At 73.5% G+C, this 17,881-nt stretch carries 15 protein-coding genes; 14 read left to right on the forward strand and 1 reads right to left on the reverse strand.

Annotated elements, in window-relative coordinates:
• The first annotated feature begins 25 nt into the window (after positions 1-25).
• The 3 genes from ACFQTY_RS15800 (at position 26) to dop (ending at position 4,516) form a co-directional block, all read left to right on the forward strand.
• On the forward strand, positions 26-1,060 hold the full coding sequence (locus tag ACFQTY_RS15800; RefSeq protein WP_378102322.1) for a tRNA (adenine-N1)-methyltransferase: 1,035 nt from the start codon (positions 26-28) through the stop codon (positions 1,058-1,060).
• Between the two features lie 155 nt (positions 1,061-1,215).
• Positions 1,216-2,850, forward strand: coding sequence for a proteasome ATPase (gene arc / locus ACFQTY_RS15805; RefSeq protein WP_378102324.1), 1,635 nt, complete (start codon positions 1,216-1,218; stop codon positions 2,848-2,850).
• A 64-nt stretch (positions 2,851-2,914) separates the two neighbouring features.
• On the forward strand, positions 2,915-4,516 hold the full coding sequence (gene dop, locus ACFQTY_RS15810; protein WP_378102327.1) for a depupylase/deamidase Dop: 1,602 nt from the start codon (positions 2,915-2,917) through the stop codon (positions 4,514-4,516).
• A gap of 30 nt (positions 4,517-4,546) precedes the next feature.
• Here dop and ACFQTY_RS15815 read toward each other — a convergent pair whose 3' ends face one another.
• Positions 4,547-8,725 carry an SCO7613 C-terminal domain-containing membrane protein gene (locus tag ACFQTY_RS15815; RefSeq protein WP_378102330.1) on the reverse strand — a complete coding sequence of 1,393 codons (4,179 nt, stop codon included), beginning with the start codon at positions 8,723-8,725 and terminating at the stop codon, positions 4,547-4,549.
• Positions 8,726-8,893: 168 nt separating this feature from the next.
• Between ACFQTY_RS15815 and ACFQTY_RS15820 the strand changes: the two genes are divergently transcribed.
• The 11 genes from ACFQTY_RS15820 to ACFQTY_RS15870 all read left to right on the forward strand — a co-directional run bounded on the left by ACFQTY_RS15820 (position 8,894) and on the right by ACFQTY_RS15870 (position 17,738).
• Positions 8,894-9,088 (forward strand): ubiquitin-like protein Pup, encoded by a 195-nt coding sequence (locus ACFQTY_RS15820; RefSeq protein WP_378102333.1) that lies wholly within the window; start codon positions 8,894-8,896, stop codon positions 9,086-9,088.
• Positions 9,085-9,927: a proteasome subunit beta gene (prcB, locus tag ACFQTY_RS15825; RefSeq protein WP_378102335.1), complete on the forward strand. Its 843-nt coding sequence runs from the start codon at positions 9,085-9,087 to the stop codon at positions 9,925-9,927. Before ACFQTY_RS15820 ends, prcB begins: the two co-directional genes overlap by 4 nt.
• The gene (gene prcA / locus ACFQTY_RS15830; RefSeq protein WP_378102337.1) at positions 9,924-10,745 is read left to right on the forward strand and encodes a proteasome subunit alpha; all 822 of its coding nucleotides are present in this window, start codon (positions 9,924-9,926) and stop codon (positions 10,743-10,745) included. Before prcB ends, prcA begins: the two co-directional genes overlap by 4 nt.
• A 41-nt stretch (positions 10,746-10,786) precedes the next feature.
• Positions 10,787-12,148: a Pup--protein ligase gene (gene pafA / locus ACFQTY_RS15835; RefSeq protein ID WP_378102340.1), complete on the forward strand. Its 1,362-nt coding sequence runs from the start codon at positions 10,787-10,789 to the stop codon at positions 12,146-12,148.
• Positions 12,149-12,217: 69 nt separating this feature from the next.
• Positions 12,218-13,081 carry an FKBP-type peptidyl-prolyl cis-trans isomerase gene (locus ACFQTY_RS15840; protein ID WP_337975375.1) on the forward strand — a complete coding sequence of 288 codons (864 nt, stop codon included), beginning with the start codon at positions 12,218-12,220 and terminating at the stop codon, positions 13,079-13,081.
• A complete protein-coding gene (gene hisF, locus ACFQTY_RS15845) occupies positions 13,078-13,848 on the forward strand; it encodes an imidazole glycerol phosphate synthase subunit HisF (RefSeq protein WP_378102344.1) in 771 nt (256 codons plus the stop codon). Before ACFQTY_RS15840 ends, hisF begins: the two co-directional genes overlap by 4 nt.
• 76 nt (positions 13,849-13,924) lie before the next feature.
• Positions 13,925-14,320 (forward strand): phosphoribosyl-AMP cyclohydrolase, encoded by a 396-nt coding sequence (gene hisI, locus ACFQTY_RS15850; RefSeq protein ID WP_378102347.1) that lies wholly within the window; start codon positions 13,925-13,927, stop codon positions 14,318-14,320.
• A complete protein-coding gene (locus ACFQTY_RS15855) occupies positions 14,317-15,903 on the forward strand; it encodes an anthranilate synthase component I (RefSeq protein ID WP_378102351.1) in 1,587 nt (528 codons plus the stop codon). The genes hisI and ACFQTY_RS15855 overlap by 4 nt, the downstream gene beginning before the upstream one ends.
• Positions 15,900-16,604, forward strand: a complete 705-nt coding sequence (locus ACFQTY_RS15860) for a Trp biosynthesis-associated membrane protein (RefSeq protein WP_378102353.1) — start codon at positions 15,900-15,902, stop codon at positions 16,602-16,604. The genes ACFQTY_RS15855 and ACFQTY_RS15860 overlap by 4 nt, the downstream gene beginning before the upstream one ends.
• A 77-nt stretch (positions 16,605-16,681) precedes the next feature.
• The gene (locus ACFQTY_RS15865) at positions 16,682-16,984 is read left to right on the forward strand and encodes an HGxxPAAW family protein (RefSeq protein ID WP_378102356.1); all 303 of its coding nucleotides are present in this window, start codon (positions 16,682-16,684) and stop codon (positions 16,982-16,984) included.
• A gap of 58 nt (positions 16,985-17,042) precedes the next feature.
• Positions 17,043-17,738, forward strand: a complete 696-nt coding sequence (locus ACFQTY_RS15870; protein ID WP_378102358.1) for a DUF4190 domain-containing protein — start codon at positions 17,043-17,045, stop codon at positions 17,736-17,738.
• The last annotated feature ends 143 nt before the right edge of the window (positions 17,739-17,881 follow it).

The following is a 17,881-nucleotide window of genomic DNA, read 5'->3' on the forward strand; positions in this document are numbered from 1 at the left end:
GCGCGCCACCCTAGACTCGGGCGCCGTGACCGACCTGCCTGCAGCCAGCGGACCCGCGCCGACGGGCGCCACCCGCCACACCGGACCCTTCCGGTACGGCGACCGCGTGCAGCTGACGGACCCCCGCGGCCACCTGCACACGATCACGCTGACCGAGGGCGGCACCTTCCACACCCACAAGGGTTGGTTCGCGCACGCCGGCCTCGCCGGTCAGCCCGAGGGGTCGGTGGTGCGCTCCTCCGGCGGCGTTGAGTACCTGGCGCTGCGGCCGCTCCTGGCGGACTACGTCGTCTCGATGCCCCGCGGTGCCGCCGTCGTCTACCCCAAGGACGCCGGGCAGGTCGTGGCGATGGCCGACATCTTCCCGGGGGCCCGTGTCGTCGAGGCAGGTGTCGGGTCCGGTGCCCTGACGCTGTTCCTGCTGCGCGCGGTGGGTGACGGCGGGCAGCTGCACTCGATCGAGCGGCGCGAGGACTTCGCGGCCGTCGCCCGGGGCAACGTCGAGGGCTTCTTCGACGGCCCGCACCCGGCGTGGCGTCTCTCGGTCGGGGACCTCGCCGACGTGCTCCCGCGGGTGGCCGAGCGCGGCACGGTCGACCGGGTCGTGCTCGACATGCTCGCCCCCTGGGAGAACATCGAGGTCGTCGCGGACGCACTCGTGCCGGGGGGAGTGCTGGTCTGCTACGTCGCGACGACGACCCAGCTGTCCCGGCTGGCCGAGGACCTGCGCACCGACGGGCGGTTCACCGAGCCCGCCGCCTGGGAGTCGATGGTCCGCACCTGGCACCTCGAGGGCCTGGCCGTGCGTCCGGACCACCGGATGATCGGCCACACCGGCTTCCTCCTGACGGCTCGTCGCCTGGCGGACGGCGTGCAGGCGCCGCTCCGGCGCCGCCGCCCCGCCAAGGGCGCCTATCCCGTGGCGGCCGACGGTGCGCCCGTTGCCGACGCCGAGCTGTGGACCGCCGAGGAGCTCGGCGAGCAGCCGGTGTCGGACAAGAAGGTCCGGCGTGCGCGTCGGGAGGTCGGTCAGCCGCCGGAGACGCCCGCGACGCCCTGACGGTCACGTCCGGTCCGGGTGCTGAGACGGACCGGCCTCTGCGACGCGTCACAGGTGCGGTGTCCGGCCGGGTGGTTACTGTTGCCGGACCAGCAGGCACAGCGCCGTGCAGGATGGCTCCGAGCCAGACCAGCGACGTGCGAACGGAGGCCGACATGAGCGACCCGGTTGCTCCTGGACGCGACCTGCCCCGCGAGGTGGCGGTCCTCGCCGCGAAGAACGAGCGGCTGACCGAGGCTCTCGTCGCGGCACGGGAGCAGATCGTCGAGCTCAAGCGGCAGGTTGACGAGCTGGCGAAGCCGCCCGGCACCTACGCGGTGTTCCTCGGCGCCCGCGACGACGGGACCGTGGACATCATCTCCGCCGGCCGCAAGATGCACGTCGGGGCCAGCCCGTCGCTGGACATCGGTCAGCTGCAGCCCGGCCAGGAGGTCATGCTCAACGAGGCCCTGACCGTCGTCGAGGCGGGCGGGTACGAGAAGGTCGGCGAGCTCGTCACCATCAAGGAGATGCTCGGCGAGGGGCGTGCGCTCGTCGTCGGGCGCGGCGACGAGGAGCGGGTCGTCCGCTTCGCCGGCCAGGTGGCGTCGAGCGGCGTGCGGGTGGGCGACGCGCTGACGATCGACTCGCGCAGCGGGTTCGTCTTCGAGGTGATCCCGCGGGCCGAGGTCGAGGAGCTGGTCCTCGAGGAGGTCCCGGACATCGACTACTCGGACATCGGAGGCCTCGGCGTGCAGATCGAGGCGATCCGCGACGCGGTCGAGCTTCCCTTCCTGCACCCGGAGCTGTTCCGCGAGCACGGGCTCAAGCCGCCCAAGGGCGTCCTGCTCTACGGTCCTCCCGGCTGTGGCAAGACGCTGATCGCGAAGGCGGTGGCCCACTCGTTGGCGGCCACGGCGGCGTCGGCGCGCGGCGACGACCCCAACGCCGCCCGGTCGTACTTCCTCAACGTCAAGGGCCCCGAGCTGCTGAACAAGTACGTGGGGGAGACGGAGCGGCACATCCGCCTCATCTTCGCCCGCGCCCGGGAGAAGGCGTCGCAGGGGCATCCGGTCGTCGTGTTCTTCGACGAGATGGAGTCGCTGTTCCGCACCCGCGGGACCGGCGTCTCGTCGGACGTGGAGACGACGATCGTGCCGCAGCTCCTCGCCGAGATCGACGGTGTCGAGCGGCTCGAGAACGTCATCGTGATCGGGGCCTCCAACCGCGAGGACATGATCGACCCGGCGATCCTGCGACCTGGCCGCCTCGACGTGAAGATCAAGATCGAACGTCCCGACGCCGAGGGTGCCCGCGAGATCTTCGCCAAGTACCTGACCCCCGACCTGCCCATCCACGCGGACGACATCGCCGAGCACGGCGGGTCCGAGGTGGCCGCCGTGGAGGCGATGATCGCGCGGGTCGTCGAGCGGATGTACTCCGAGAGCGACGAGAACCGGTTCCTGGAGGTCACCTACGCGAGCGGCGACAAGGAGGTCCTGTACTTCAAGGACTTCAACTCCGGCGCGATGATCCAGAACATCGTCGACCGGGCGAAGAAGTCGGCGATCAAGGACTTCCTGTCGACGGGTCACCGCGGCATCCGGGTCGACCACCTGCTGGCGTCCTGCGTCGAGGAGTTCCGCGAGAACGAGGACCTGCCCAACACGACGAACCCCGACGACTGGGCGCGCATCTCCGGCAAGAAGGGGGAGCGCATCGTCTTCATCCGGACGATCGTGCAGGGCAAGAAGGGCGTCGACACCTCACGCACCATCGAGACGGTCACCAGCACGGGTCAGTACCTCTGAGGAGCCGAGCGGCACGGCACCGGTGGCATCCGGTCGCCCACGTTCGGCGCCCTAGGGTGAGGACGTGACCGTCCGGCGCATCATGGGGATCGAGACCGAGTACGGCGTCCTCCAGCCCGGGCGTCCGCTCGCCAACCCGATGCTGCTGTCGAGCCACGTCGTCGCAGTGCACGCCGCCGCCCGCGAGGGTGCCCGGGCGAAGGCGCGCTGGGACTACGACGACGAGGACCCGCTGCACGACGCTCGCGGCTTCCGGCTGCAGCGCGCCTCGGCGCACCCGTCGCTGCTGACGGACGACCCGGCCGCTCCGGCACCGTCGGGCGACGCCCCCCACCCGATGCCGCGCTCGACCGTCGAGGAGTACGAGGACCCCGGCGCCGCGAACGTGATCCTGACCAACGGGGCGCGCCTCTACGTCGACCACGCGCACCCCGAGTACTCCAGCCCCGAGGTCACCAACCCGCTCGACGCCGTGCGCTGGGACCGTGCCGGGGAGCTGGTGATGCTCGCCTCCGTCCGCGCGCTCGCCTCCATGCCCGCGCTGCCGGACGTCGTCCTGTACAAGAACAACGTCGACGGCAAGGGCGCGACGTACGGGACGCACGAGAACTACCTGGTCGAACGGTCAGTCCCGTTCGCCGATCTCGTCCACCGCCTGACGCCGTTCCTGGTGACGCGGCAGGTGTTCACCGGGGCGGGACGGGTGGGCATCGGGCAGCGCGGCGAGCTGCCGGGCTTCCAGCTCTCGCAGCGCGCCGACTACATCGAGGCCGAGGTGGGGCTCGAGACCACGCTGCGGCGTCCGATCGTCAACACGCGGGACGAGCCGCACGCCGACCCGGCGCGCTGGCGTCGCCTGCACGTGATCATCGGCGACGCCACGATGCTGGAGCCGGCCACCTACCTCCGCCTGGGCACCACCTCCCTGGTCCTGTGGCTGATCGAGCAGGCGTTGGTGGACGGCGGCCCGGCTGCGCTCGCGGCCGTCGACCAGCTCGCGCTCGCCGACCCGGTCGGTGCCGTGCACCTGGTCAGTCACGACCTCACGCTCACCGAGCGGTTGGAGCTGGCGGACGGTCGGCGGTTGACCGCCCTGGAGGTCCAGCGGGTCTACCTCGACTCGGTGCTCGGTGCGCTGGAACCGACGGGCCGGATCGACCCGCAGACCCGTGACGTGCTGGACCGGTGGACGTCGCTGCTCGACCGGCTCGGCACGGACCCGGCGTCGTGCGCCCGCGAGGTGGAGTGGCTGGCGAAGCTGCGGCTGCTCGAGGGGATGCGTCGGCGCGACCAGCTCGCGTGGGACCACCCTCGTCTGGCCGCCGTGGACCTGCAGTGGTCGGACGTGCGGCCGGAGCGCGGCCTCTACCACCGGCTCGCCGCCGCCGGCGCGGTCGAGCTCCTCGTGCCCGACGACGACGTCGCGCAGGCGGTGCGGCACGCACCCGAGGACACGCGCGCGTACTTCCGCGGCGAGGCGGTGGCGCGGTACCCGGGGCAGGTGTCGGCGGCGTCATGGGACTCCGTCGTCTTCGACGTCCCGGGATCGCACTCCCTGCAGCGGGTGCCGATGCGGGACCCGGCACGAGGGACGCGGGCCCACGTCGGCGACCTGCTGGACCGCAGTCCGGACGCCGCGACGCTGCTTGCTGCCCTAGGAGCCTGACCTCGCCCTCGGCGGCCACGGACCAGCTTGTCAGCGCATCGTCGCCACGAACCGCACCGCCTCGCGGGCCTGTGCCAGCCGGCGCTCGTAGCGCAGGCCCAGTGCGAGCAGCAGCGTGCCGCAGAGAGCCAGGAGCACCCAGCCCTGCGTCTGCACGAGCACCCGGCCCGCCCACGGGCCGACCTGCAGCGCCGTGACCAGGACCAGCGTGGCCGCGCCGACCACGAAGGGCGCCTGCCAGCGCAGGGTGGCACCCAGCACGGTCGCGGCGACCGCGAGGACGACCACGACGACTGGCCGCCAGGCCGCGCCGTCCGTCGCGCTGACGAGCGCCGGGAGGACGACGGCCAGGAGGAGACCAGGACCGAGGGTCGGCCACGTGCCGGCGGCAGGCTCCTGCGTCGTTCGGAGGAGCCCGAGCGCGGTGAGGAGCAGGCCGAACGCGATGATCGGCGCGTCCCACGACCACGGACCGGCCGCCGCCGCGACGAACGCTGCTGCGCCTGCGACCGCCGTCCCGACGCCGACCCCCCAGCGTGCGTCCTGCGCCACGGCAGAGCGCGACGCTCCAGAGCGCCGCAGCTGGGCGACGAGTGCCAGCGCACCTCCGACGGTCACGACCGCCAGGAGCCGCACGGTCCCTGCCGCCGTCGCGTCGGACACCAGCAAGGTGGGCAGCGCTGCGAGGCCGAGCGCCGGCGTGACGAGGGTCAGCCGGGACGGGATCCCGTCCCGCCGCGGCCAGCCCAGCAGGCCCGCGGCCAGCACCAGCGCAGCCGCTGGGAGGGCCCAGCGCTCGGGCGGACCGCTCGTCGGTCCGGCGGAGTCCAGCCGGGGCGCAACGACGTACCACCACGGCCCGGCCGTCGCGAGTGCCGCAGCGAGCGCCGCGACGTACCGCACCGTCGTGGCGCGCCGCTGCTGCGCGCGGACCAGCCATCCGGCGGTCAGGAGCACGGCCGCGACTCCCGCCCAGGCAGCCGGCCGCCATGCCTCCGACCTCGACAGCAGGCTCGGGACCAGCAGCAGAGCGCTGGACAGCGTCCGGGCGAGGTCGGCCGGCCTGGACCAGCTGGGTGGCCGTAGGAAGAGCGTCGTCACCAGAAGCAGGCCGAGCGCCGCCGGCACGACACCGCCGGGCGCTGCCGTGAGGTTGCGGACGGCGACCAGAGCGCCCGCGGAGGTGATGAGGATCCCGACCCCCATCAGGTGACGGCCCCACGGGTCGTTCGCCCGGGCCGGTACCGTGGAACCTGCGACCGCAAGACCCGCACCGACCACCACGAGGACGCACAGCCGCAGGCGGCCGGCCGGATCCGGCTCGGCCGCGAGCACGCTCGGCAGCACCGCGGCAGTCGTGACCAGCCAGGGCTCCGCCGCCCGCACCGGGCCTTGCACGGGACCGGGAGCGTCCGTGCCGACCGCGCGGCAGGCAGTGAGCAGCAGGACGGCGGCGAGAGTCCCGAGCAGCTCGGGCAGCGCGCCGCTGCCCCTCGTACCGGCAGCGTCGACGGCCGCGCGCGCCGGGCCCAGGACGCTCAGGCAGAGGCCGAGACCGGCGAGCACCGTCGTCACCCCGGCCGGGCGTCGAGCGGAGCGGTGTGCGGCGAGGAGGACCAGGACGACGGCGGCTGCGGTGGTGAGCACGCGACGGTCGCCGTGCAGCTGTGCGGTCAACGGAACGGCGCCGCCCAGGACCGCCGTCGGGAGCAGGCTCAGGGTCAGGCCGGCAGCCAGGAGCGTGACGCCGTCCGAGCGGCCCCGTCGTGCACGCCTGGCGCCCACCACGGCGACGACCACCGCGGTGGGCGCGGTGAACAGCTCCGGGGTGCCCTGCCCACCCGCGGCCAACAGGGTCCACGACGCTGCGGTCGCCAGTGCCAGCGCTCCCCAGCGCAGCTCGGGACGCCGGTCGCGAACACCCGTGACGAGCGCCGCGACCGCGGCGACGAGGAGCACCGTGGCGGCGACCTGCGCCGACTGCAGGACAGCCGCGAGAAGCGCCGCCGCGAGCGTCGTCCAGCCCCCTGCCGCTGCGGCGCGACCGGCGCGGGCGCCGCGGTGGTCCCGCGCGACGACCGAGAGCATGACCGCGGCCGCACCGCCGTTCGCGGCGACGAGGACGACTCCGGCCGCGGCCTGCGTCGGATGCAGCACGACCGCCGTGGACAGAGCTGCGAGAGCCAGGACCAGGGGGGCTGCACCGGCGCCGAGAACGGCACCCCACTCTCCGACGCGGTCGGCGCCCGAGACGAGTGCTAGCACGACGAGGCCGCACGCCGCCACGACGACGAGCAGGATCGAGCGGTCCCACCGCCCCGGCACGACGGCGAGCAACAACCAGCCGATCCCGGCCGAGCATGCCGCCGCCGTGAGGGCGACCTGGCGTTCGTCGCGTCGTCGGTCGGGTGCAGCCACGACGAACGAGAGGAGCGCGGCACCGCCCGTCGCGGCGATCGCGACGACATCCCGGACGCCCGCTCCCGCGGCGTTCGCCGCGACCCCGATCGCCGCGACGGTCAAGGGGGCCGCGGCAGCGGTCGACCTCGCGGCCCATGATCGGAGGACCCCCCACGTGCGTGCCCACACCGCGACGGCGGCGCACGCGGCGAGCCCCACGGCGGTCGCCCAGCTCCCGCCGTGCGCAGCCACCAGCGCGACCAACGGGCTGGAGACGACCGCGATGCGGGCGGCCACGGAGCGAGCACCGACGCCGAGGGCATCGCCCGACCGGCGGTCGACGACTGCGGCCGCGACGGTGAGCAGCAGGAGGAGGACCACCGCGAAGGGCCCACCGGGAACGAGCGCACCGGCGCCGACCGAGATCAGCAGGGCGGCGGCGGGCAGCAGCGTCACAGCTGGTCGACCGAGGATCGCGCCGGCACCGGCCGCCCGCGCAGGTCCGGTGCCGACCGCCTGGTCGATCCGACTGTCCCGGGACATGGCCCCGACCAGGCCGGAGACGAATCCGGCCGCGACGAGAGCCAGCGCCGCCCCGGTCGCGGGTCGGGCCACAGCGGCGCCCGCGACGACGTCCACAGAGGCTGCGCCGACGAACGCGCACTGCCAGACGATCGCCATCGACTCCTCGTGGGGAGCGGGAGCCGTCGCGCACAGCCAGGCCTGCGCGGCGGCGGCCACGGCCGCTGCACTGAGCAGCACGAGACCGTCCCCGGGCGTGGTGCCGAGCGACGCCAGCGCGATCAGTGCCGCGACCGCCCACGCGAGAACAGCGCCGCCGGAGAGGAGCAGGCTCGCCGTCGCCGTTGCGTGGTCGTTCCCACTCCGGGCGCGGACCTGCGGGACGTGCCGGACCCACCCCATCACGACGCTGCTCAGCAGCACCCAGACCCAGCTCCGGGCCGACGGGTCCAGCGTCGCCAACGGGAGCGGAGCGGCGAACCACAGCACCGCGGCCCCGACGGTCCCGACCCGCAGGCGCGCCGCCGTGCCCCATCCCGCGAGCAGGACGGCGCAGACGAGCGAAGCCACGCTGGCATAGACGCCCGGCGCACCCGACCCGACGATCCCCGTGGTCCGCAGCGCCCAGGCGTCGAGGAGCAGGAGGACCGCCGCCACCGCCCCCACGGCTTCGGCGCCCTGCTTCAGACCCCGCCGTGCGAGGACCTGGGCGGCGCCGAAGACCACGACGGTCCCGAGGGCCACGATCGCCGCACGCGCCTGAAGGTTGAGCACGCCCCACGAGAAGACGAGGAAGACGATCCCGGCCGCCGACAGGAGCCCCGCGCCGAGCGCCTGGAGCACCGACTGCACCCGCCATCGCGGGGTGCTGGCGGTGCGGCGCTCGCGCGGGGGAGGGCCCCAGGTGGGAGCCCCGGCTCGCTGGGCTCGTGGTGCCCGGCGTGCGGCGACGCTCGGTGCCGCGACACGTCCTGCCGAGGAGGGCGGCGGACGGAGCGGCGAACGCGGTGTCCCTGCCTCGACGGGTGGTGCGGCGCCCCTCGACTGCTGGCTGAAGCGCGCGTCTCGCTCGGCGTACAGGGCGCGGACTCCGACCTCACGGTTGGCGATGGCCTCCGCGGCCGTCACCGAGAGTCGCAGGACCGCCTGTGCGGCAGGGCCGTCCAGCGGGACGCCGCACCACAGGCAACGCGGGCCGGACAGAGGCGCGCCGCAGGCCGGGCACAGCGAACGGTCGAGCAGGCTCGCACGCAGGGCGTCGAACCGGCCGGTCGTCGGAGCGGTCATGCCGGGATACTCACAGGTCAGGCGGCCCGCCGCGGGACGTTGTGCACACACGTCAGGGGTGTGTCCGCGCCGCACCGGGGTGCGCGGCCGTCACCGGGCGGTGTCGGCGCCAGGGCCTAGGGTGGGCACGAGCAGGCCACAGCAGGAGTCCACCCCCGGGAGGTCACCATGGCGGGAACCGAGCACGTCAACCGGCACCAGGACGACGTATCGGGCGACGAGCCCGAGGCCCCCACGCCCGCGGCACCGTCGGCCCAGGCGCGGGACGCGGAGGTCGATGCGCTGCTGGAGGAGATCGACGACGTCCTGGAGTCCAACGCCGAGCAGTTCGTCCGTGGGTTCGTGCAGAAGGGTGGTCAGTGAGCACCGACGCCCATCCGGCCGGGCGGCTGCCGGCAGCCTTCACCACGCCGGGGACCTCGTCCTTCGTCGAGTTCCTCGGCGGGTACGCCCCGCAGCTGCTGCCCGCCTCCCGAGCGGTCGAGGCGGGCGCTCCCGCCGCCGTCCTGAACGCACCGCACGGCACTACCATCGTGGCCCTGGTCTTCGACGGCGGTGTCGTGCTCGCGGGTGACCGACGAGCGACCATGGGATCGATGATCGCCAGCCGGCACATCGAGAAGGTCTTCCCGGCAGACGACTACTCCGCCGTGGGCATCGCCGGCACGGCGGGCCTGGCGGTCGAGCTGGTGCGGCTGTTCCAGCTGGAGCTCGAGCACTACGAGAAGATCGAGGGTTCGCTCCTGTCGCTGGACGGCAAGGCGAACCGGCTCGCCACCATCATCAGGGGGCAGCTCCCGCTGGCGCTCCAGGGGCTCGCTGTCGTGCCGCTCTTCGCCGGTTTCGACCTGGACCGACGCGTCGGCCGGATCTTCTCCTACGACGTGACGGGCGGTCGGTACGAGGAGCAGGAGCACCACGCGGTCGGGTCCGGGTCCGTCTTCGCACGTGGCTCGCTGAAGAAGCGGTGGCGCTCCGGCATGACGGCGGACGAGGCGGTGCGCGTCGCCGTGGAGGCCCTCGTCGACGCGGCGGACGACGACTCGGCGACGGGTGGCCCCGACAGCGACCGCGGGATCTACCCCGTCGTCGCGACGGTCACCGAGGCCGGCTACCTGCGGGTGCCCGACTCGGAGCTGGCGGCGGCGACGGACGAGGTCCGCGCCGCTCGGCGCGAGGGACGAGGAGGACCGGCCCGATGAGCATGCCCTTCTACGTCTCACCCGAGCAGCTGATGAAGGACCGCGCGGACTACGCCCGCAAGGGCATCGCGCGGGGGCGCTCGGTCGTGGTGCTGCAGTACGACGACGGTGTCGCGTTCGCGACGGAGAACCCGTCCCGCGCGCTGCACAAGGTCTCGGAGATCTACGACCGGATCGCGTTCGCCGCCGTCGGCAAGTACAACGAGTTCGAGAACCTGCGGGTGGCCGGCGTGCGGTACGCGGACCTGCGCGGGTACTCCTACGACCGCGTCGACGTCACGGCGCGGGGCCTCGCGAACGCCTACGCGCAGACGCTGGGAACGGTCTTCACCACCGAGTCGAAGCCGCTCGAGGTCGAGCTCGTCGTCGTCGAGGTCGGCCGCGAGCCGGCCGGGGACCAGATCTACCGCCTCAGCTACGACGGATCGGTCGCCGACGAGCACGGCTGGGTGGCGATGGGCGGGCAGTCGGACAGGCTGGCGGCGATCATCGGTGAGCACTGGCGACCCGGCATGAGCCTCGCCGAGGTCCTCGAGCTCGGCGTCCGTGCCCTCGGCGCGCCGGCAGAGGACGGTGCAGCGCCTCGGGCTCTCGGCGCGTCGAGCCTCGAGGTCGCGGTGCTCGACCGCACGCGACCGCGGCGCGCCTTCCGTCGCCTGACGGGGGCGCTGCTGGAGGACGTCCTGGGCACCGGACCGACCGGACCGACCGAGGCGCCCCGGCCGGCGCCGGGCTCGGCCGAGGCAGGCGGGGACGAGCACCCGCCTGGTCCGGAGGACGGACCGGGCGCCGAGCAGCCGGAGGACTCCGCTCGCTGAGCGGCACGAGCAGTCCGGACCCGACGAAGGGAGGAGCCGCCGTGGACCGACGGATCTTCGGCCTGGAGACCGAGTACGGCGTCACGTGCGCCGCGGTGGACGGGCGCGGCCTCTCGGCGGACGAGGTGGCGCGCTACCTGTTCCGCAAGGTGGTGGCCTGGGGGCGTTCCTCGAACGTGTTCCTGCGCAACGGGTCGCGGCTGTACCTCGACGTCGGGTCCCACCCGGAGTACGCGACGGCGGAGTGCGACGACTGGCGGCAGCTGGTCACCCACGACCGGGCGGGGGAGCGGATCCTCGAGGGACTGGTGCAGGACGCCCAGCAGCGGCTGGAGCACGAGGGTCTGCCCGGCAGCATCCACCTGTTCAAGAACAACACCGACTCCGCGGGCAACTCCTACGGCTGCCACGAGAACTACCTGGTGCGCCGAAAGGGTGACTTCGCCCGGCTCTCCGACGTGCTGGTGCCGTTCCTGATCACCCGTCAGATCCTGACCGGCGCCGGGAAGGTGCTGGCGACCCCGCGGGGGGCGGTGTACTGCCTCTCGCAGCGCGCCGACCACATCTGGGAGGCGGTCTCCAGCGCGACGACCCGGTCCCGGCCCATCATCAACACGCGCGACGAGCCGCATGCGGACGCGGAGCACTTCCGCCGCCTGCACGTGATCGTCGGGGACTCGTCGATGGCCGAGACGACGACGATGCTCAAGGTCGGTGCCACCGACATGCTGCTGCGTCTGGTCGAGGCCGGTGTCCCCATCCGGGACATGGCGCTGGAGAACCCCATCCGGGCCATCCGCGAGATCAGCCACGACATGACGGGGCGGCACCCCATCACGCTGGCGTCCGGCCGGACCGTGACGGCGATCGACCTGCAGGAGGAGTACCTCGCGCGGGTCGCCGACTTCGTCGGTTCGGAGGTGGGTCCCTCGCCCGAGACCAAGCAGGTCCTCGACCTCTGGGAGCGGGGGCTGCGCGCGCTGCGCACCGGTGACCTCTCACTGGTGGACCGCGAGCTGGACTGGGCGATCAAGTACCGCATGATCGAGCGGTACCGCGCCAAGCACGGCCTGGAGCTGTCGGACGTGCGGGTGCAGCGCCTCGACCTCGCGTACCACGACATCTCTCGCACCGAGGGCCTGTACAACCTGCTCGCCGCCCGTGGCCTCGTCGAGCGGGTGACCACCGACGTGGAGGTGTTCGAGGCGACCGAGCAGCCGCCCCAGACGACACGGGCCAAGCTGCGCGGCGACTTCGTGCGGGCGGCCCAGGACGCTCGGCGTGACTACACGGTGGACTGGGTGCACCTGAAGCTGAACGACCAGGCGCAGCGGACGGTCCTGTGCAAGGACCCGTTCCGGAGCGTCGACGAGCGGGTGGACCGGCTCATCGAGTCGATGTGAGGACCCGTACAGTGGACGGCCGGGCCGCGAGGTGGCCGTTGTCCGCACGGTGGACGAAGGAGGGACGAGGTGCGCCTGCGCGCTGCGCTGCTCGCGCTCCTCGCGCTGCTGCTCACGGCCTGCGCCGGACCGGCGTCGTCGGCCCCTGAGGTCTCCGTCTCCGGTGAGCCGGGCAGCAAGCCGATCCTCACCTACGTCGCCCCGCTCGACCCGGGACGGACCTACCGGTCCACCATCTGGCCCGGCACGGGGCCTGAGCTGCGCGACGGTGAGCCGGTGCTGCTGAACTACTGGGTGGAGAACGCCCGGACGGCCACCGTCGTCGCGGAGAGCTACTCGGCGAGCCCCGTGACGCGCGAGCTGACCCCTGCCGCACTCGGCGCAGACCTGTACCGGACGCTGTCCGGCGCTCACATCGGCGCCCGGCTGCTGCAGGTGAGCCCGCCGGGGACCGGCGCCGGGAACGACGTGCCCACCGTCACCGTGGTCGACGTCCTGCCGCTGCGCGCCACCGGCCAGCACGTCGACCCGCCCCAGGGCCTTCCCACCGTGAAGCTCGCCGCGGACGGTGCGCCGACGCTGACGCCGACCGGGACGGACCCGCCCACCTCGCTGGTCGCCCAGCCGCTGATCCGTGGCTCCGGTCGCCAGGTGACGCGGAGCGACACGGTGACGGTCCAGTACGTCGGCTTCTCCTGGAAGACGGGCGAGGCGTTCGACTCCACCTGGAGCCGGGGCTCGCCGTCGTCGTTCTCTCTCGTGGACGTCCCCGCCTGGGCCGACGGCCTGGCCGACCAGCCGGTCGGCTCGCAGCTGCTGCTCGTGGTCCCGCCGACGTACGCGCTGGGTGCGACGCAGAGCCAGGAGCTGTCCGGACAGACCGTCGTGTTCGTCGTCGACATCCTGGCGGTCGCCGCCGGAGGGACCTCATGAGCCTCGCCCTACGTGTCATCCCGTGCCTCGACGTGGACGCCGGCCGCGTCGTCAAGGGCGTGAACTTCGAGAACCTTCGCGATGCCGGCGACCCGGTGGAGCTCGCGCGTCGTTACGACGCGGAGGGTGCCGACGAGGTCACGTTCCTCGACGTGTCGGCGTCGTCCGCCGGACGGGAGACGACGTACGACGTGGTGCGGCGCACCGCCGAGCAGGTGTTCGTGCCGCTGACCGTGGGCGGCGGCGTGCGCTCGGCGGAGGACGTGGACCGGCTGCTCCGGGCCGGTGCAGACAAGGTGGGCGTCAACACCGCGGCGATCGACCGGCCCGAGCTCATCGCGGAGATCGCGCAGCGCTTCGGCTCGCAGGTCCTCGTCCTGTCCGTCGACGCCCGGCGTTGCACCGGCGAGACCCGGACGCCGTCGGGCTACGAGGTGACCACCCACGGCGGTCGGCGCGGAACGGGGATCGACGCCGTGGAGTGGGCCGCCCGTGCCGCCGAGCTCGGCGCCGGAGAGATCCTGCTCAACTCGATGGACGCGGACGGCACGGAGGCAGGGTTCGACCTCCAGATGCTGACCGATGTGCGTGCAGCGGTCAGCGTGCCGCTGATCGCGAGCGGCGGGGCCGGTACGCCGGCTCACTTCGTGGAGGCGGCGCGGGCGGGCGCTGACGCGGTGCTCGCGGCGAGCGTGTTCCACTTCGGGCAGCTGACGGTCCGCCAGGTCAAGGACGCGCTGCGCGCTGCGGGGGTCACGGTCCGCTGACGTTGAGCAACCGCTCCCGGGTGCTCCTGATGGACCGGGACCCGGCTGCCCGGCGTCGCCGTGGCAGGATCCTGGGGTGCCCGCTGAGCCCTTCGCCGCCCCGGCCGTCCCTGGTTCCACCGGTCTCGACCCGGCCGTCTCGGCGCGCCTCGCGCACGACGCGGCAGGTCTGGTCGCCGCCGTCATCCAGCAGCACGACACGCACGAGGTGCTGATGCTGGGCTGGATGGACGACGAGGCGCTGCACCGGACGCTCACCACGGGACGCGTCACGTTCTGGAGCCGTTCCAGGCGTGAGTACTGGCGCAAGGGCGACACGTCCGGCCACGTCCAGCTGGTCCGTTCGGTCGACCTCGACTGCGACGGTGACGCCCTGCTGGTGCAGGTCGAGCAGGTCGGCGCCGCGTGCCACACCGGGGCTCGTTCGTGCTTCGACGCCGGAGGTCCGCTCCCCGCCGTGGTGGGCGAATGAGCGCGCCCGACCCGGCCGTCCCGGGGGAGACAGCGCCGGTCGACGCCGTCGAGGTCCCGTGGGGGTCCACCTGGCCGACGCTGGACGGGTTCCGGGAGCTGGCGCGGGACAACCGCGTGATCCCGGTGGTCCGGAGGCTGCTGGCCGACGCGACGACGCCCGTGGGCCTCTACCGTGCGCTGGCGGGCGGGCGTCCGGGAACGTTCGTGCTGGAGTCGGCCGAGGCGGACGGCACCTGGGGGCGGTGGTCGTTCGTCGGCGTGCGGTCGCGCGCCAGCCTCGGGGTGGTGGACGGCCAAGCCGTCTGGTCGGGTGACGTACCGGTCGGTGTGCCGCGGGACGGCGACGTCCTCGACGTGCTGGGCGCGACGCTCGAGGTGCTGCGGACACCGCCCGTACCGGGTCTTCCACCGCTGACGGGCGGCCTCGTGGGTGCGCTGGGGTGGGACGTCGTGCGCCACTGGGAGCCGACCCTGCCGGCGAGGGCGCCCGACGAGCTCGGGGTCCCGGAGGTGACGCTGCTGCTCGCCACCGACCTGGCAGCGGTCGACCACCAGGACGGTTCGGTCTGGCTGGTGGCCAACGCGATCAACTTCGACGCGACGGACGACCGCGTCGACGAGGCGTACACCGACGCGCTCGCCCGGCTCGAGGCGATGCAGGCCGGCCTCGTAGGAGCCGCGGAGCCCGCCGTCGCGGTGCTCGACCCGTCGCTGCCCGAGCCGGAGCTCCGCTTCCGCACCAGCCGCCCGGACTTCGAGGCGGCGGTCCGCACGGGGAAGGACGCGATCAGGGACGGTGAGGTGTTCCAGGTCGTGCTGTCGCAGCGCCTCGACCTCGACTGCCCGGCCGACCCGCTCGACGTCTATCGCGTGCTGAGGACCGTGAACCCGAGCCCCTACATGTACTACCTGCAGCTCCAGGATCCTCGCGGCGACGACTTCGCCGTCGTGGGCTCCAGCCCGGAGACGCTGGTCAAGGTGACCGACGGCCAGGTGGTCACCTTCCCGATCGCAGGGTCGCGTCCCCGAGGGCGGACCCCGGACGAGGACAGGGCCCTGGCGGACGAGGTCCTCGCGGACCCGAAGGAGCGGGCCGAGCACATCATGCTGGTCGACCTGGCGCGCAACGATCTCGCGAAGGTGTGCGAGCCGACGTCCGTCGACGTGGTGGAGTTCATGTCGGTCCGCCGGTACTCGCACATCATGCACATCTGCTCGACGGTGGTCGGCAGCCTCCGGGCCGGGGCGACGGCGTTGCAGACCTTCGTCGCGACCTTCCCCGCCGGCACTCTCTCCGGCGCGCCGAAGCCCCGTGCCATCGCGCTGATCGACGCCGTGGAACCCGCGCGCCGGGGGATCTACGGCGGCACGGTGGGCTACTTCGACTTCGCCGGAGACATGGACATGGCGATCGCGATCCGTACCGCTCTCCTGCGGGGCGGCACCGCGAGCGTCCAGGCCGGAGCGGGCATCGTGGCGGACTCGGTCCCGGAGGTTGAGTACGCCGAGACCCGCGCCAAGGCTGCCGCCGCCGTCCGAGCGGTGCAGATCGCGGCACGGCTACGTCCGGCGCAACGATGACCGCCCCCGCGGGACGCGGGCGGTGGGTGGTCGTCCTGCTGCTCCTCGCCGTCCTCGTCTGGACCGCCGCCGTCCCCACGTGGGTGAGCGCAGCCGGGACGTCCGTGCTGACCGGGACCGTGCGGGTGCACGTCCCCGGTACGAGGGCCGCACCGGGGATGGTGGGCGCTGCGCTAGCCCTGGCCGCCGCCGGTGCGGCGCTCGCGCTGGCCGGTCGGCTCGGTCGGTGGGTCGTGATGGCGGTCGTGCTGCTGTGCGGTGTCGTGGTCGCCTGGTCGGCCGTCGGGCTGCTGGCAGACCCCGGACCCGTCGCTCGACAGGCTGTGGCGGCTGCGACCGGCGTGGACCACCTCGTCGGGACGCCGCGGACGACGGCGGGCCCGTGGGTCGCGACGCTCGTCGCGGCCGTCGTGCTCGTGTGCGGTGCCGCCCTCGGCCGCGCTTCGGTCCGATGGTCCGTCACGAGCGGCCGCCACGAGCCGGCACCTGCCCGCGCAGCGACGGAACGCGACGTCGCAACGATGCGCCCCGAGGCTGGGGCTGTCGTCGGAGACAGCCCGGACCCGACGTCTGCGCGCACCGCCGCGGCAGCGCCGGAGCGCGCGCTGCCTCCGTCGCAACCGGCGCCCGGCGAGCGGTCCGACGAGCCCGACGAGCGAGCCGACTGGGATGCTCTGACCCGCGGGGAGGACCCGACGTGATCGCCGCCGGCTCCGCCGGTGGGCCTCTCAGCTCTCCGCTACTGTGTCCGACAGCCGAGCACGAAGGGTACGAACCGATGGCAGACCAGCCTCTCGACGACCAGCCGAGCGACCGCATGCTCGGTGCCGGCCGCACCGAGGCGGTCCACCTGCCACCGGCGGCGGCGCCCCGCAACCACGGCCGCACGGTCGCGGCGTGGACGACGACGCTGATCGTGGTGGTGGGTGCCGTGGTGGCAGGCCTTGGAGTCGCTCTCGCGGAGCCCTGGTTGGCGTGGGTCGGCGGCGGGGTGGTCCTCGCCGGGCTCATCGTCGGCAAGGTGCTCCAGGTGATGGGCCTGGGCCAGCCGGGCAGTGCCCGGGCCCGCGGCGGCGACTGAGCCACCGCATCGGCGCAGCGGCCGGGGAACGTCCGGCCGAGGACGACCAGGAGGACGAATGTCCAGCCCCGAGGGACCCGACGGCGGCGCCGGTTCCGACCAGCCGCCCGTAGTGCCGGCGCAGCCGCAGGCACCCGCCTACGGAGCCCAGCCCCCGGAGGGCCCGGCGCAGCCCCACCCCGGGTCGCCGACCGCGTACCCCGGTCAGCACGCGCCGGGGTACCCCGTCGAGGCTCCGACGGGGGCGGACGCCCCCTACGGTGGCGGCTACCCTGCCCCGGGTCAGACCTACGGGGCCGAGCCCTACGGGAGCCAGCCCTACGGGAGCCAGCCCTACGGGGCCCAGTCGCAGGCAGCCCAGCCGTACGCGGGCCAGCCCTACGGGGCCCAGCCGCAGGCAGCCCAGCCGTACGCGGGCCAGCCGTACGGTTCGGCGCCCTACGGCGCTCCCTACCCGGGATACCCGGGATACGGCCAGGTGTACCCGCGCAACGACCTGGGGATCTGGTCGCTGGTCCTCGCGCTGGCGGGGATCGTCCTCGGCTTCACGCTGCTGACCGGCATCCCCGCCGTGATCGTGGGCAGGCGAGCCCGGCAGGCGGTGGCTCGCGGTGAGGCGAACAACGACGGGATCGCCGTCGCCGGCATCGTGATCGGCTGGATCGCCACGGCACTCGGGGCGCTCCTCGCCATTCTGTTCATCGGAGCGATCGTCTTCGGCATCTTCGCCTCGACGTCCGGTCGCACGTACTGACGAGTACCCGCCGCGCGGAGACTGACCCCGCTCACCGGCCACCCGGCCGCACTGCCGTGGTCGGTGCGGGCGGCCCGGCGCCTCGAAGTAATCGGGTGGTACGCACCGTTCCATCCCATGACCCGCGGACGGTCCCCCGGCGG

The organism is Cellulomonas sp. T2.31MG-18 (genome assembly GCF_964266755.1).
GTDB lineage: Bacteria > Actinomycetota > Actinomycetes > Actinomycetales > Cellulomonadaceae > Cellulomonas.

Coding starts and splice junctions, on each gene's coding strand:
- ACFQTY_RS15860 (WP_378102353.1), top strand. CDS start 15,900: ATGACCGCCCCCGCGGGACGCGGGCGGTGGGTGGTCGTCCTGCTGCTC.
- ACFQTY_RS15870 (WP_378102358.1), top strand. CDS start 17,043: ATGTCCAGCCCCGAGGGACCCGACGGCGGCGCCGGTTCCGACCAGCCG.
- ACFQTY_RS15855 (WP_378102351.1), top strand. CDS start 14,317: ATGAGCGCGCCCGACCCGGCCGTCCCGGGGGAGACAGCGCCGGTCGAC.
- ACFQTY_RS15865 (WP_378102356.1), top strand. CDS start 16,682: ATGGCAGACCAGCCTCTCGACGACCAGCCGAGCGACCGCATGCTCGGT.
- ACFQTY_RS15820 (WP_378102333.1), top strand. CDS start 8,894: ATGGCGGGAACCGAGCACGTCAACCGGCACCAGGACGACGTATCGGGC.
- prcA (WP_378102337.1), top strand. CDS start 9,924: ATGAGCATGCCCTTCTACGTCTCACCCGAGCAGCTGATGAAGGACCGC.
- arc (WP_378102324.1), top strand. CDS start 1,216: ATGAGCGACCCGGTTGCTCCTGGACGCGACCTGCCCCGCGAGGTGGCG.
- ACFQTY_RS15815 (WP_378102330.1), bottom strand. CDS start 8,725: ATGACCGCTCCGACGACCGGCCGGTTCGACGCCCTGCGTGCGAGCCTG.
- hisF (WP_378102344.1), top strand. CDS start 13,078: ATGAGCCTCGCCCTACGTGTCATCCCGTGCCTCGACGTGGACGCCGGC.